Annotated in this window: 11 protein-coding genes; 10 read left to right on the top strand and 1 reads right to left on the bottom strand. The window is 62.4% G+C overall.

The window, feature by feature from the left end:
- The first annotated feature begins 67 nt into the window (after positions 1–67).
- The 10 genes from rseP to accA all read left to right on the top strand — a co-directional run bounded on the left by rseP (position 68) and on the right by accA (position 13,136).
- Positions 68–1,420, top strand: coding sequence for a sigma E protease regulator RseP (gene rseP / locus C3F36_RS04675; protein WP_104454580.1), 1,353 nt, complete (start codon positions 68–70; stop codon positions 1,418–1,420).
- A 34-nt stretch (positions 1,421–1,454) separates the two neighbouring features.
- The gene (gene bamA, locus C3F36_RS04670) at positions 1,455–3,878 is read left to right on the top strand and encodes an outer membrane protein assembly factor BamA (RefSeq protein WP_041211294.1); all 2,424 of its coding nucleotides are present in this window, start codon (positions 1,455–1,457) and stop codon (positions 3,876–3,878) included.
- Between the two features lie 147 nt (positions 3,879–4,025).
- The gene (locus C3F36_RS04665; RefSeq protein ID WP_029313943.1) at positions 4,026–4,538 is read left to right on the top strand and encodes an OmpH family outer membrane protein; all 513 of its coding nucleotides are present in this window, start codon (positions 4,026–4,028) and stop codon (positions 4,536–4,538) included.
- Positions 4,539–4,541: 3 nt separating this feature from the next.
- Complete coding sequence (lpxD, locus tag C3F36_RS04660) at positions 4,542–5,561, top strand: UDP-3-O-(3-hydroxymyristoyl)glucosamine N-acyltransferase (protein WP_039039449.1); 1,020 nt, start codon at positions 4,542–4,544, stop codon at positions 5,559–5,561.
- Positions 5,562–5,585: 24 nt separating this feature from the next.
- Positions 5,586–6,047, top strand: a complete 462-nt coding sequence (gene fabZ / locus C3F36_RS04655) for a 3-hydroxyacyl-ACP dehydratase FabZ (protein ID WP_010673414.1) — start codon at positions 5,586–5,588, stop codon at positions 6,045–6,047.
- A gap of 2 nt (positions 6,048–6,049) precedes the next feature.
- Positions 6,050–6,841, top strand: coding sequence for an acyl-ACP--UDP-N-acetylglucosamine O-acyltransferase (gene lpxA / locus C3F36_RS04650; protein ID WP_104454579.1), 792 nt, complete (start codon positions 6,050–6,052; stop codon positions 6,839–6,841).
- Positions 6,834–7,973 carry a lipid-A-disaccharide synthase gene (gene lpxB, locus C3F36_RS04645; protein ID WP_104454578.1) on the top strand — a complete coding sequence of 380 codons (1,140 nt, stop codon included), beginning with the start codon at positions 6,834–6,836 and terminating at the stop codon, positions 7,971–7,973. The genes lpxA and lpxB overlap by 8 nt, the downstream gene beginning before the upstream one ends.
- 72 nt (positions 7,974–8,045) lie before the next feature.
- Complete coding sequence (gene rnhB / locus C3F36_RS04640) at positions 8,046–8,636, top strand: ribonuclease HII (protein ID WP_104454577.1); 591 nt, start codon at positions 8,046–8,048, stop codon at positions 8,634–8,636.
- A 53-nt stretch (positions 8,637–8,689) separates the two neighbouring features.
- A complete protein-coding gene (dnaE, locus tag C3F36_RS04635; protein ID WP_042015569.1) occupies positions 8,690–12,169 on the top strand; it encodes a DNA polymerase III subunit alpha in 3,480 nt (1,159 codons plus the stop codon).
- Positions 12,170–12,185: 16 nt separating this feature from the next.
- Positions 12,186–13,136 (top strand): acetyl-CoA carboxylase carboxyl transferase subunit alpha, encoded by a 951-nt coding sequence (accA, locus tag C3F36_RS04630; RefSeq protein WP_010673419.1) that lies wholly within the window; start codon positions 12,186–12,188, stop codon positions 13,134–13,136.
- An 81-nt stretch (positions 13,137–13,217) separates the two neighbouring features.
- Here the strand turns inward: accA and C3F36_RS04625 are convergent, their stop codons facing one another.
- A complete protein-coding gene (locus tag C3F36_RS04625; protein ID WP_043152313.1) occupies positions 13,218–14,609 on the bottom strand; it encodes an MATE family efflux transporter in 1,392 nt (463 codons plus the stop codon).
- Between the last annotated feature and the right edge of the window lie 57 nt (positions 14,610–14,666).

Genomic DNA, 14,666 nt, shown 5'->3' with positions numbered 1-14,666 from the left:
GGTGGCAGCCAGCCCCTCTCCATGCTCTCGAGCGCAGGACTGGACATGACCGCGAGGTACGCGGCTGATGGGCGGGCTTCTGTGGAATATCGGCGCCTTCATCGTGGCCCTCGGGCTGCTGGTGGCGGTGCATGAATTTGGCCACTTCTGGGTGGCTCGTCGTTGCGGCGTCAAGGTGGAGCGCTTCTCCATCGGCTTTGGCAAGGCCATCTGGCGTCGCCTTGGCAAGGATGGTACCGAATACGTGCTGGCCCTGATCCCCCTTGGCGGCTACGTCAAGATGCTGGATGGCCGGGTCGACGAACTCAAGCCGGGGGAGGAGGCGCAGGCCTTCAACCACAAGAGCGTCTGGGCCCGGATGGCCATCGTCGCGGCCGGCCCCATGGCAAACTTCGTGTTCGCCCTGTTCGCCTTCTGGCTGATGTTCATGATAGGGGTGCCGAGCGTCAAACCCGTGGTGGGCGAGGTGCGTCCCGCCTCCATCGTGGCAGAGGCCGGCATCCTGCCAGGCATGGAGATCGTCGGCGTCGGCGGCGAGGAGACCGGTGACTGGGAGAGCGTCACCTACGCCCTCATCAGTCACCTTGGCGATGACTCGGTCCAGCTCAAGCTCAAGGCGGCCAACACCAGCTATGCAGTGGACAAGACCCTGCAGCTGGCAGGCTGGAAGTTTGACCCCGACAAAGAGTCACCCATCGGGAGCCTCGGGATAGTGCCCCTCGGTGGCAAGGTGTTGCCCGTGGTGGAGGCCGTGGTGCCATCGAGCGCCAGCGAGAAGGCTGGCCTTCAGGTAGGGGATCGCATCAAGGGGGTCGATGGAGAGGCCATCACCGAATGGGCCCAGTTTGTCGAGCGTGTCCAGCAGTCACCGGCGCAGCCGTTGCAGGTGACGGTGGAGCGCGGGGGCAGCGAGATGACCCTGACCCTGACCCCGGACGGGAAGAAAGTGAAGGGCCAGCTGGTCGGTTTTGTGGGCTTGTCGCCGCAACTGGTTCCATTACCGGATGAGTATCGAACTCTGTTACAGTATGGGCCTTTGCAAGCCCTGTGGCATGGGGTCCAGAAGACCTGGAGCCTGATCACCCTGACCTTCGACATGATAGGCAAGCTGATCGGTGGCATCGTCTCTTTGGACAACCTGAGCGGCCCCATCTCCATCGCCAAGGGGGCCGGCAGCAGCGCCGATTACGGGTTGGTCTATTTCCTCGGATTCCTGGCGCTCATCAGCGTCAACCTGGGGATCATCAACCTGTTCCCCCTGCCGGTGCTCGATGGTGGCCATCTGGTCTATTTCCTCATCGAGGCGATCACCGGCAAGCCGGTATCGGAAAAAATTCAGGAAGTTGGGTTCAGGATAGGCGCCGCCATTCTGATGTTACTGATGGGCATTGCGCTGTTTAATGATTTCGCTCGCCTCTGAGGCCAGAGCATCAACAAGGACACATAAGAACAAAATGGCTGTTAAAAAAGCATTGGTGTTGAGTTGCCTGCTGGGGGCCAGCTTCCTGGCTCAGGCTGCCCCGGCCTCTTTTGTGGTGCAAGACATTCAGGTCGAGGGCCTGCAGCGGGTGACCCTGGGTGCCGCCCTGTTGAATCTGCCGGTGCGGGTCGGTGATTCCGTCGACTCCGTGTCCCTGGCGAACGCCATCAAGAAGCTCTATGCCTCCGGCAACTTCGAGGACGTCAAGGTCTATCGCGACGGTCAGGTGTTGCAAGTGGTGGTCAAGGAGCGCCCGACCATCTCCAGCATCGAGTTCTCCGGCAACAAGGATATCAAGGAAGAGCAACTGACCCAGAGCCTGGAATCCTCCGGGATCCGCGTAGGTGATCCCCTGGATCGCACCGTGCTCAGCTCCCTCGAGAAAGGGCTGGAAGATTTCTACTACGGCGTGGGCAAGTACTCCGCCAAGGTCAAGGCCATCGTCACCCCGCTGCCCCGCAACCGGGTCGACCTCAAGTTCACCTTCGTGGAAGGGGAAGCGGCCAAGATCCAGCAGATCAACATCGTCGGCAACAACGTCTTCCCGGAAGAGAAGCTGCTGGCCCAGCTCTCCCTCAAGGACGACGTGCCCTGGTGGAACTTCACCGGCGATCAGCGCTACCAGAAGCAGAAACTGGCCGGTGACATCGAAGTGCTGCGCTCCTACTACATGGACCGCGGCTACATCCGCTTCACCCAGGAGTCCACCCAGGTCTCCATGACCCCGGACAAGAAGGGGGTCTACGTCACCCTCAACGTCAAGGAAGGGGAGCAGTACAAGGTTTCCGGTATCCAGCTCAAGGGTGACCTCATCGACCGCGGCGGCGAGATGAAGGGCCTCATCCCCATCGAGGCGGGCAGCGTCTACTCCGCCAGCCAGGTAACCCATACCGAAGAGGTGCTCTCCAAGTTCCTCGGCCGTTACGGCTACGCCTATCCGAAAGTGGTCACCTTCCCCCAGATCAACGACCAGACCAAGGAAGTGGAGCTCATCGTCAACGTGGAGCCGGGTCCCCGGGTCTATGTGCGCAACATCAACTTCAGCGGCAACGTCACCACCAAGGACGAAGTGCTGCGTCGCGAGATGCGCCAGATGGAGGGCACCTGGCTCTCCTCCGACAACGTCGAGCAGTCCAAGACCCGTCTCAACCGCCTCGGCTTCTTCGAGACCGCGGAAGTGGACACCAAGCGGGTGCCGGGCAGCGATGACCAGGTCGATCTGGACTTCAAGGTCAAGGAGCAGCCGGCGGGGTCCATCAACGCCGGTATCGGCTACGGCACCGAGTCGGGTCTGAGCCTGCAGGCGGGTCTGCAGCAGGACAACTTCATGGGGACCGGCAAGAAGATCGGCATCAACGCCAGCACCAACGACTACTCCAAGAGCGTCGACCTGAGCTATAACGACCCCTACTTCACCGTGGACGGGGTGAGCCTGGGCGGCCGTCTCTACTACAACAAGTTCAGTGCGGCCGACGCCAACATCGTGGACTACGAGAACACCACCGTCGGTTTCCGTCTCTCCAGCGGCTTCCCGGTCAACGAGAACAACCGTCTCGACTTCAGCCTGGGCTACGAGAACAACAAGCTCTCCCAGCCCAACCCCTATGTACAGGTGGACGAGTTCTGGAAGGTCTACAACGGCAATCTGGATGGCGACAACCGCATGGTGTTCAACACCGTGGACGTCACCGCCGGCTGGACCCGCTCCACCCTCAACAAGGGTCAGTTCCCGACCTCCGGTGATCGCCAGCGGGTGAACGCCAAGGTGACGGTGCCCGGCATGGATCTGCAGTACTTCAAGCTCAACGCCGAAGATGCTCACTACTTCCCGTTTGATGCCGACCACAAGTGGGTCATGCTGGCCAAGGCCCGCGCCTCCTACGGCGACGGCTACGGCAGCAATGGCGACTACGAGCACGTCCTGCCGTTCTTCGAGAACTACTACGCCGGCGGCTTCGACACCCTGCGTGGCTTCAAGAGCAACACCGTGGGTCCGAAGGCGCTCTACTACTATAACCTGGGCGGCAACGACGTCATCCAGGGCACCGACAGCTCGGTCGGGGGCAACGCCCTGGCGGTGGCCTCGCTGGAAATGATCGTGCCGACGCCCTTTGCCTCCGAGACCTATCAGCCCCAGCTGCGGACCAGCTTCTTCATCGATGCCGGTTCCGTGTGGGATACCCACTTCGACTACAGCCAGTATCAGAACCGTTGCTTCAGTGGTTGCAACTATCTGATGGACTACTCCGATCCGAGCAACATCCGGATGTCGACCGGCCTGTCGCTGCAGTGGCTCTCTCCCATGGGCCCGCTGGTGTTCGTGCTGGCAAGACCAATCAAGAAATACGAAGGGGACGACACCGAAGTCTTCTCCTTCAACATCGGCCGTACCTTCTAAGGGGAGCGGACGCCCCCCCTCCATGGCGGGGGGAAGCATGATGGGTCGCGCGTTTGCGTGCCTCACCAGGTAACAAGACGATCTCGTAGATCGCTTGCACAATCAGGTAAATCAGGTAGCCCTCGACCGAGGGACCAAGGAGTAAGTGTGAATAAAGCGTTGAAAGTAGCTGGTTTGAGCTTTGCACTGATGGCTGCCGGCATGGGTTCTGCCTTCGCTGAGACCAAGATTGCCGTGGTCGACATGGGCGAAGTCTTCCAAAAGCTGCCCCAGCGTGAAGCCGTTGCCAAGAAGCTGAAGGGCGAGTTCGAGCCGCGCATGCGTGAACTGCAGAAGCTGGAGTCCGACGGTCAGGCACTGGTCGAGAAGTTCAAGAAGGACGAAGCCTTCATGAGCGCCGAACAGAAGAAGCAGAGCCAGGAGAAGCTGGCCAAGCTGCAGATGGAATTCAACCAGAAGCGTCAGGCATTCGAGCAGGACAACGGTCGCCGTCAGTCCGAAGAGCGCAACAAGATCCTGACCAAGGTGCAGGCTGCCATCGACGCCATCGCCAAGAGCAATGGCTACGATCTGGTGCTGGAGCGCAACGCCGCCCCGTATGCAGCCAGCAAGCTGGACATCTCCGGCCAGGTTATTTCTCAGGTTAGCAAGAGCAACTAATTGATGGCATTCACTCTCGCACAGCTGGCCCAGCAACTGGGGGCCGAGGTCCATGGGGATGGGACCCGGGAAATTCGCAAGGTCGCGACACTGGAAAAAGCCGGGGAGGGGGAGATAGCCTTCCTGTCCAACAAGAAGTACCGGCATTTTCTGGAGCAGAGCAAGGCCACTGCCGTGCTCATCACCGAGGCAGACCTGCCGTTTTGCCCCACCAATGCCCTGGTGCTCAAAGACCCCTATGTGGGCTTTGCCCGGGTTGCCCAACTGCTGGACACCACTCCGCAGCCGGCCATGGATATCCATCCGAGCGCCGTCATCGCGGCGGACGTGCAACTGGGCGAGAGAGTGGCCATCGGTGCCAATGCGGTGATCGAATCCGGCGTCGTGCTGGGTGACGATGTGCGCATCGGCCCGGGCTGTTTCGTTGGCAAGGATACCCGACTGGGAGCGCGCTCCCGGTTGTGGGCCAACGTCACCCTCTATCACAACGTGACCCTGGGCACGGACTGTCTGGTACAGGCCGGCACCGTGATCGGGGCAGACGGTTTCGGTTATGCCAACGAGCGCGGCGAGTGGATCAAGATCCCCCAGCTCGGTGGCGTGACCATCGGCAACCGGGTCGAGATCGGTGCCTGCACCACCATCGACCGCGGTGCGCTGGAAGATACCCGCATCGCTGACAACGTCATCATCGACAACCAGTGCCAGATCGCCCACAACGTCGAGATCGGCTACGGCACTGCCGTGGCGGGCTCCACCGTGATGGCCGGTAGTCTCAAGGTCGGCAAATACTGTATCATTGGTGGTGCCTCCGTCTTTAACGGGCACATGGAGATCTGCGACCAGGCCACCGTCACCGGCATGGCCATGGTGATGCGTCCCATCACCGAGCCCGGTATCTACTCTTCCGGCATCCCCCTGCAAACCAATAAAGAGTGGCGCAAGACCGCCGCCCGGGTGATGCGTATCGAAGAGATGCACAAGCGGTTGAGCAAGCTTGAGAAAAAGCTGGATCAAGAATAATCACGATTGGTATAGGGTACTGTTTTGACTACTGAAAAGAAGAGCCTGGGCATCCAGGAAATCATGGATCTGCTGCCCCACCGTTATCCGTTCCTGATGGTGGACAAGGTGGAAAACTACGAGATCAGCGATGAGCGCAAGACCCTGCGCGCCATCAAGAACGTCTCGTTCAACGAGCCGATCTTCCAGGGCCACTTCCCGGCCAAGCCGGTCTTCCCCGGCGTGCTGATCCTGGAAGCCATGGCCCAGGCCACCGGTATCCTGGCCTTCACCATGGTGGGCAAGCCGTCACCCAACGAGCTCTACTACTTTGCCTCCATCGACAATGCCCGCTTCAAGCGCCCGGTGGGCCCCGGCGATCAGCTGGTGCTGGATGTGGAGTTCCTGAAGGAGCGTCGCGGCATCGCCAAGTTCACCGGTGTCGCCACCGTCGACGGTGAAGTGGTCTGTACTGCCGAACTGATGTGCGCCAAGCGCGAGGTATAACCGTGATCGATCAGACTGCCATCATCCACGACACCGCCATCGTCCATGAGTCTGCCGTCATCGGCAAAGGGGTTGAAATCGGCCCCTTCACCGTCATCGGCGCCGAGGTGGAAATCGGTGACAACTCCTGGGTGAGCTCCCACGTGGTGATCAAGGGCCCGACCAAGATCGGTCGCGGCAACAAGATCTTCCAGCACACCTCCATCGGTGAGGATTGCCAGGACAAGAAGTACGCCGGCGAGCGCACCTTCCTCGAGATCGGCGACAACAACGTGTTTCGCGAGAACTGCACCGTGCACCGCGGTACCACCCAGGACCAGAGCCTGACCAAGGTGGGTAGCGGCAACCTGTTCATGGTCAACGTTCACGTGGCCCACGACTGCATCATCGGTGACAACTGCATCTTCGCCAACAACGCCACCCTGGCGGGCCATGTGCACATCGGTGACTTCGTGATCTTCGGCGGTCTGTCTGCCATTCACCAGTTCGGCCGCGTCGGCTCCCACGCCTTCGTCGGCGGCTGCGCTGCCCTGAACAAGGACGTGCCGCCCTACGTGATGGCCGCCGGCAACTACGCCAAGCCGTTCGGGGTCAACTCCGAAGGCCTGCGTCGTCGTGGATTCAGCGCCGAGGCGATCTCCGCCGTCAAGCGCGCCTACAAGGAGATCTTCCGCTCCGGCAAGACCATTGAAGAGGTGTTGCCCGTGCTGAGCGAGATGGCCCAGAGCGAACCGGCCATCCAGCTCTATGTGGATTTCCTCAAGGACAACGAGCGCGGGATCATACGTGCCTGATCCCATTCGCATCGGCATCGTCGCCGGAGAGACCTCCGGCGACATCCTGGCCGCAGGGCTGGTGCGCGAACTGCAAGCCCGCTACCCGGATGCGCAGTTCGAAGGGATCGCCGGGCCGCGGATGCAGGCTCTCGGCGTGAAGGCGCTGTTCGAGATGGAGGAGCTCTCCGTCATGGGCATCACCGAGGTGCTGGGCCGTCTGCCCCGCATCCTCCAGGTGCGCCGCGAACTGCTGCGCCACTTCATCGCCAATCCCCCCGACATCTTCGTCGGTGTGGATGCACCGGATTTCAATATCGGGGTGGAGCTGAAACTGCGCCGCGCCGGTATCAAGACGGTCCACTATGTCAGCCCCTCCGTCTGGGCCTGGCGTCAGGGCCGCATTCACAAGATCAAGGCGGCCACCGACATGGTGCTCGCCTTCCTGCCGTTCGAGAAAGCCTTCTACGACCGTTTCGATGCCCCCTGTCGCTTCGTCGGCCACACCATGGCGGACGACATTCCGCTGGTGCCGGATCAAGGGGCGGTGCGCGAGGCCCTCGGCATCGATCCCGCCCGTCGCTGGCTGGCGGTACTGCCGGGGAGCCGCACGGCGGAAGTGGGCTTCATGGCGCCGGTCTTCCTCGAGGCGTGCAAGCACCTGACGGTGCACAACCCGGATCTCGGTTTCATCGTGCCTCTGGTCAACCAGAAACGGCGCGAGCAGTTCCTCGCCATCAAGGCCGAGGTGGCTCCGGAGCTCGACATGGTGCTGCTGGACGGCCAGGGCCGCGAGGCCATGATTGCCGCCGACGTGGTGATGCTCGCCTCCGGCACTGCGGCCCTCGAGGCCATGCTGGTGAAAAAGCCCATGGTGGTCGGTTACAAGCTCAAACACTTCAGCTACTTGCTGGCCCAGTGGCTGGTGAAGACGGATTATGTCTCCCTGCCGAACCTGCTGGCGGACAAGATGCTGGTGCCCGAGCTCATCCAGCACGAGTGCACCCCGGCCAACCTGGTGGAAGAGGTAAGCAAGTTGCTGGAGCACGACAACAGCGAACTCATCGCCACCTTCACCAAGTTGCACGAGAAGATCCGCTGCAATGCCGACGTGCAGGCCGCCGAGGCGGTGGTCGCGCTGCTGGAACGCTAGCCGGGCCTGTGCGCCACGCGATATTGTGCTGACACTGGCCCTGCGGGGCCGGTTTTGATTCAAGGCTATGAGATGACGATCGATATTCCCGAAGACAAGCTGATTGCCGGAGTGGACGAGGTGGGTCGCGGCCCCCTGGTGGGTGACGTGGTCACCGCCGCGGTGATCCTGGATCCTGCCAATCCCATCCTTGGCCTCGCCGACTCCAAGAAGCTCTCCGAGAAGAAGCGGCTCGCCCTGTTTGGCGAGATCAAAGAGAAGGCGCTGGCCTGGGCCATCGGTCGCGCCAGCCCGGCGGAAATCGACGAGCTCAACATCCTGCACGCCACCATGCTGGCGATGCAGCGCGCCGTGGCGGGGCTCAAGGTGACGCCCGAGCTGGTCTTCATCGACGGCAACCGCTGCCCCAGATTGCCGATGGAGGCCCGCGCCGTGGTCAAGGGTGACAGCCTGGTGGCCGCCATCAGCGCCGCCTCCATCCTCGCCAAGGTGACTCGCGATGCGGAGATGACCGAGCTGGACAGCCGCCATCCCGAGTACGGTTTCGTCCGCCACAAGGGCTACCCGACGGCGGAGCACCTCGCCATTCTGGCCGAACGGGGTCCGCTGCCCGAATACCGGCAGAGCTTCAAGCCGGTGCGCCGCGCCCTGGGGATCGAATAACCGATGCCGATCTGTCTGAACGATTTCTGCTTGCGCAATGAGAGGGCGTGACCATGGCTGATCCCCGTTTCATCCACCTGAGGGTGCACTCCGACTTCTCCATGGTCGACGGCCTGCAGAAGATCGGTCCCATCGTCTCCGCTGCCGCCGCCAACAACATGCCGGCCCTGGCCCTGACGGACCAGATGAACATGTGCGGCCTGGTGCGCTTCTACGGCTCTGCCCACGGCAAGGGGATCAAGCCCCTGGTCGGGGCGGATTTCTGGGTGCAGAGCGACGAGCTTGGGGACGAGCAGTTTCGCCTCACCCTGCTCGCCATGGACAACGACGGCTACCAGAACATCACCCTGCTCATCTCCCGCGGCTATCAGCGCGGTCATGTGCAGGGGCGCCCCGTCATCGACAAGGCCTGGCTTGGCGAACATGCCAAGGGGGTGATCGTCCTCTCCGGCGGGCGCGAGGGGGATGTGGGCAAGTTCCTGCTCAAGGGCAACCGCCAGATGGTGGAGCATTGCCTCGCCTTCTACCAGACCCACTTCCCGGATGCCTACTACCTGGAGCTGCTGCGTACCGGCCGCCCGGACGAGGAGGTCTACCTGCACATGGCGGTGGCCATTGCCACCGAGTTCGAACTGCCGGTGGTGGCCACCAACGAGGTGGTGTTCCTCACAGCCGATGACTTCGATGCCCACGAGATCCGGGTCGCCATCCACGACGGCTACACCCTGATGGACAAGCGCCGACCGCGCCGCTACAGCCCCCAGCAGTACCTGCGCAGTCAGGAGGAGATGGCGGAGCTGTTTGCCGACATCCCGGAAGCCCTGGAAAACACGGTGGAGATCGCCAAGCGCTGCAACGTGACGGTGCGCCTTGGCGAGTATTTCCTGCCCAACTTCCCCACCGGCGACATGACCACCGAGGACTTCCTGGTCATGAAGTCGAAGGAAGGGCTGGAGGAGCGGCTGGCCTTCCTGTTCCCGGATCCGGCGGTGCGGGCCGAGCGTCGTCCCGAGTATGACGAGCGTCTCGACATCGAGCTCAAAGTGATCAACCAGATGGGCTTCCCGGGTTACTTCCTCATCGTGATGGAGTTTATCCAGTGGTCCAAGGACAACGGCATCCCGGTCGGTCCGGGCCGGGGCTCGGGGGCGGGGTCGCTGGTGGCCTACGCCCTCAAGATCACCGACCTGGATCCGCTGGAATTTGACCTGCTGTTCGAACGTTTCCTGAACCCCGAGCGGGTCTCCATGCCCGACTTCGACGTCGACTTCTGCATGGACAGGCGCGACGAGGTGATCGATCACGTCTCCGAGATGTACGGCCGGGAGGCGGTATCCCAGATCATCACCTTCGGCAGCATGGCGGCCAAGGCGGTGGTGCGGGACGTCGGCCGGGTACTGGGCCATGCCTACGGCTTTGTCGATCGCATCTCCAAGCTGATCCCGCCCGACCCCGGCATGACCCTCGCCAAGGCGTTCGAGGCCGAACCCAAGCTGCCCGAGCTCTACGAGCAGGACGAGGAGGTCAAGGACCTCATCGACATGGCCCGCCGCCTGGAAGGGGTGGTGCGCAACGCCGGCAAGCACGCCGGTGGCGTGGTGATCGCGCCTACCAAGATCACCGACTTCGCGCCGCTCTATTGCGACGACGAGGGGCATCACCCGGTCACCCAGTTCGACAAGAACGACGTGGAGTACGCCGGGCTGGTGAAGTTCGACTTCCTGGGGCTGCGAACGCTCACCATCATCGATTGGGCCCTTGGCATGATAAACCCCCGTCTTGCCAAAGAGGGCAAGCCGCCGGTGGACATCGCCGCCATCCCCATCGATGACAAGAAGTCGTTCGCCCTCTTGCAGCGCTTCGAGACCACGGCGGTGTTCCAGCTCGAATCCCGCGGCATGAAGGACCTCATCAAGCGGCTGCAGCCCGACTGCTTCGAAGACATGATCGCGCTGGTGGCCCTGTTCCGCCCGGGCCCGCTCCAGTCGGGCATGGTGGACAACTTCATCGAGCGCAAGCACGGCAAGGAGGCCATCTCCTACCCGGACGAGAAGTGGCAGCACGAGAGCCTCAAACCCATACTCGAGCCCACCTACGGCATCATCCTCTATCAGGAGCAGGTGATGCAGATCGCCCAGACCCTGGCGGGGTATACCCTGGGTGGCGCGGACATGCTGCGCCGGGCCATGGGCAAGAAAAAACCCGAAGAGATGGCCAAGCAGCGGGCGGGCTTCGAGGAGGGGGCGGTCAAGAACGGCGTCGACGGCGAACTGGCGATGAAGATCTTCGATCTGGTGGAGAAGTTTGCGGGCTACGGCTTCAACAAGTCCCACTCCGCTGCCTATGCGCTGGTCTCTTACCAGACCCTCTGGCTCAAGACCCATTTCCCGGCGGAGTTCATGGCGGCGGTGATGACCGCGGACATGGACAACACCGACAAGATAGTGACCCTGGTGGACGAGTGTCAGCGCATGGGGCTGACCGTGATCCCGCCGGACGTCAACACCGGTCGCTACCGCTTCAGCGTCAACGAGGACGGCCACATCGTCTACGGTATCGGCGCGGTGAAGGGAGTAGGGGAAGGGCCCATCGAGGCGATCCTAGACGCGCGGGATCGGGACGGTCCATTCCGCGACCTGTTCGATTTCTGCAACCGGGTCGACATCAAGAAGCTCAACAAACGGGTGATGGAGAAGCTCATCCTCTCCGGCGCCATGGACAGGCTCGGCCCCCACCGCGCCGCCCTGATGGCGACCCTGGAGGAGGCGATGCGCGCCGCCGAGCAGCACGCCAAGGCCCAGGCGGTGGGGCAGGTCGATATGTTCGGCGTGCTCACCGAAGAGATCGACGACGTCAAGAAGGCGTTCGCCAACGTGCCGCACTGGCCTGACAAGGTGTGGCTGGAAGGGGAGCGCGAGACCCTGGGGCTCTACCTCACCGGTCACCCCATCAACCAGTACAGCAGCGAGCTGCGGCGCTACACCTCGGGTCGACTGTGCGATCTGCATCCCACCTCCCGGGATACGGTGACCACGGCGGCGGGGTTGGTGATCGCGGCGCGCAGCATGGTGACCAAGCGCGGCAACAAGATGGGGATCTTCACCCTGGACGACAGATCCGGCCGTCTGGATGTGACCCTTTTCAGTGAAGCGCTGGAAAAATACGAAGAATTGATGCAAAAAGACCGTATTTTAGTGGTTTCTGGACAGGTCAGCTTTGATGACTTCTCCGGTGGCCTTAAAATGTCGGCCCGCGAGTTGCTGGATATCAACGATGCGAGGGAGCGTTTTGCCAGGGCAATCCGCATCTCCCTCGATGAACAACGCATTGACGAGCGCTTTTTCCCGCGTTTGTGCGAGATTTTGGAGCCCGCCCGTGCCGGAGTCTGTCCGGTTCAGGTAAACTATCGTCGCCCCGGTTCCCGGGTGCGATTGACGCTCGGTACCGAGTGGCGGGTGACGCCCACCGATCAACTGATAGATGACTTGCGAGTCCTGCTTGGACGAGAGCGGGTTGAATTGGTTTTTGATTAGAGGATCTATTGTCCCTATGAGTCTTTTTCTGGATTTTGAACAGCCGATCGCCGAGTTGCAGGCACAGATCGATGAACTGCGCCATGTGAGCGAGCACAACAGTGCCGTGGATCTCAGCGAAGACATTCGCCGGCTGGAGAAGAAAAACGAAGAGCTGACCAAGAAGATCTTCGGCGATCTGGGTGCCTGGCAGGTATCCCAGATGGCACGTCATCCCCAGCGCCCCTACACCCTCGACTACATCGAGCAGATCTTCACCGATTTCGACGAGCTGGCCGGGGATCGCGCCTATGCCGATGACAAGGCCATCGTCGGCGGCATCGCCCGTCTCGACGGCGAGCCCGTGATGATCATCGGTCACCAGAAGGGTCGCGAGACCAAGGAGAAGATCAAGCGCAACTTCGGCATGCCGCGTCCGGAAGGGTACCGCAAGGCCCTGCGCCTGATGGAGATGGCCGAGCGCTTCAAGATGCCGATCATCACCTTCATCGACACCCCGGGTGCCTACCCTGGCGTCGGTGCCGAGGAGCGTGGCCAGTCCGAAGCCATCGCCCGCAACCTGAAAGTCATGGCCGGCCTGACCGTGCCGGTGGTCTGCACCGTGATCGGTGAAGGCGGCTCCGGCGGCGCTCTCGCCATCGGTGTAGGTGATCGGGTCAACATGCTGCAGTACTCCACCTACTCCGTCATCTCCCCGGAAGGGTGCGCCTCCATCCTGTGGAAGAGCGCCGAGAAGGCCTCGGTGGCGGCGGATGCCATGGGCATCACCGCCCAGCGCCTGAAGGAGCTGAAGCTCATCGACAACATCGTCGAGGAGCCCCTCGGCGGTGCCCACCGCGACGTGGAGAAGATGGCCAAGCACCTGAAAGCGCGCATCAAGCAGGATCTGGATGCCCTGCGCCCCCTCGACAGCGAGCAACTGCTGGAGCAGCGCTATCAGCGTCTGCTGGGTTACGGCTACTGCTGATCTGCCGCTTCCAATAAAAAGTCCCCGCATGCGGGGACTTTTTTTATGGGCGACGTTTGTGGGGGGACGCCGGGGCGGGCCTCAGGGGGCGGTCAGCGCCCGTTGCATACGGACGGAAGCACGCCCTCCGGCAGGGCTCAGGGCCCGCCACTCCCGCCACAGCAGCCAGCACAGGGGGGGCGTCAGCAGCAGCACGGTGGCGGGCTGTGCCATCAAGACCCCGTCGCGCCCCCACCAGAGGGGCAGCAGGAAGATGAGGGGCAGTAGCAGCACCGTCTTGGCCACGGAGATGACGAGGGCCTGGCGGGTGCGGGCCATGGCCTGCAACAGCACGATGCCGAACATGACGATCCCCTCCAGGGGCAGGGCAGCGAGGTTGAGGGTCAGGCTGCTGATGGCGGCGGCGAGCAGCTCTGCGTCCTGATCACCGGTGTAGAGCATGGCGACCGGCTGCGGCAGCAGCTGGACAATCAGCCAGACCCCCAGGCCATAGACCAGGGTGATCTTGAGCCCCATCGCCATCAGGAACTGTAGGTCGCGATGGCGCCCGGCCCCGGCTGCCTGGCTCACCAGGGGCTGGATGCCAAACGCCAGTCCCTGCAGGATGACGATGAAGACCGCCTCCGTGTATCCCGCCACGGTGAAGCCCGCCAGATCCTTGACCGTGCCGTGCACCATCAGCTGGCTGTTGTGCAGCAGCAACAGCAGCCCCAGATTGAACTGGGCGATGAGGCTCGGCAGCCCGGTGAAGAGCAGGCCGGGCATGGCCGGGAAGCGTGGCACCAGCTGGCGCCAGGTCAGCCGCAACCGGGCGTGGCGGGTGAAGAAGTACCCCAGGCCGAGCAGGCTGACCATGGCCTCCGAGAGGAGGGTGGCCTGGGCCGTGCCGGTGAGGCCGAGCCCGAGCCGGCCCACCATGATGTAGTTGAGCAGGATGTTGAGGAGGGCGCCGCCGCTCACCAGTACCATGGCGAGGCGAGGGCGGCCGTCGTTGCGAAGCAGGTAGGGCACCGCCAGGTTGCTGGCGAGCAGCAGGGTGCCACCGCCAATCCAGGTGAGGTAGTCGCTGGCCTGCTGCCAGGTGTCGGTGCCGGGGGCCATTCCCAGGGCCTGCAGGATATCGGTGTGCCAGTGGTGCAGCAGCAGCGGCGCTACCGTGCCCAGGATCAGCAGCAGCCAGAGGGCGCTGACTAGAGCCTGGCGGGCCAGAGCGAGGTTCCTGGCGCCCTGCTGGAAGGAGATGGCGGTGGCGGCCCCCATGGCGATCATGGCGGCAAGGCCGATGAGCACCATGATGACCGGATAGACCAGGTTGATGCCGGCAAGGCCGGCGGCCCCCACGTAGTGGCCGACGAAGATGCCGTCCACCAGGTAGTAGGCGCCGGAGACCAGCATGGCCATGACGGAGGGGAGGGCATAGCCCCAGAAACGGCGGGCCATGGCCCGTTGACGCAGACGGAAGTAGGCGGACATATCTGTACTCGGGAAAAGGGCCGGAATCGAGCAGACAGTCTAGTTTCTTATAGTTTA

This window comes from Aeromonas sp. ASNIH2 (assembly GCF_002934795.1).
GTDB lineage: Bacteria > Pseudomonadota > Gammaproteobacteria > Enterobacterales > Aeromonadaceae > Aeromonas > Aeromonas caviae.
The sequence above is the reverse complement of the archived record's forward strand: the minus strand, read 5'-3'. Positions and strand labels throughout refer to the sequence as shown.

What these genes read in the sequence shown, in the direction of transcription:
- rseP (WP_104454580.1), top strand. Translation starts at nt 68, where the DNA reads ATGGGCGGGCTTCTGTGGAATATCGGCGCCTTCATCGTGGCCCTCGGG.
- bamA (WP_041211294.1), top strand. Translation starts at nt 1,455, where the DNA reads ATGGCTGTTAAAAAAGCATTGGTGTTGAGTTGCCTGCTGGGGGCCAGC.
- lpxD (WP_039039449.1), top strand. Translation starts at nt 4,542, where the DNA reads ATGGCATTCACTCTCGCACAGCTGGCCCAGCAACTGGGGGCCGAGGTC.
- rnhB (WP_104454577.1), top strand. Translation starts at nt 8,046, where the DNA reads ATGACGATCGATATTCCCGAAGACAAGCTGATTGCCGGAGTGGACGAG.
- dnaE (WP_042015569.1), top strand. Translation starts at nt 8,690, where the DNA reads ATGGCTGATCCCCGTTTCATCCACCTGAGGGTGCACTCCGACTTCTCC.
- accA (WP_010673419.1), top strand. Translation starts at nt 12,186, where the DNA reads ATGAGTCTTTTTCTGGATTTTGAACAGCCGATCGCCGAGTTGCAGGCA.
- C3F36_RS04625 (WP_043152313.1), bottom strand. Translation starts at nt 14,609, where the DNA reads ATGTCCGCCTACTTCCGTCTGCGTCAACGGGCCATGGCCCGCCGTTTC.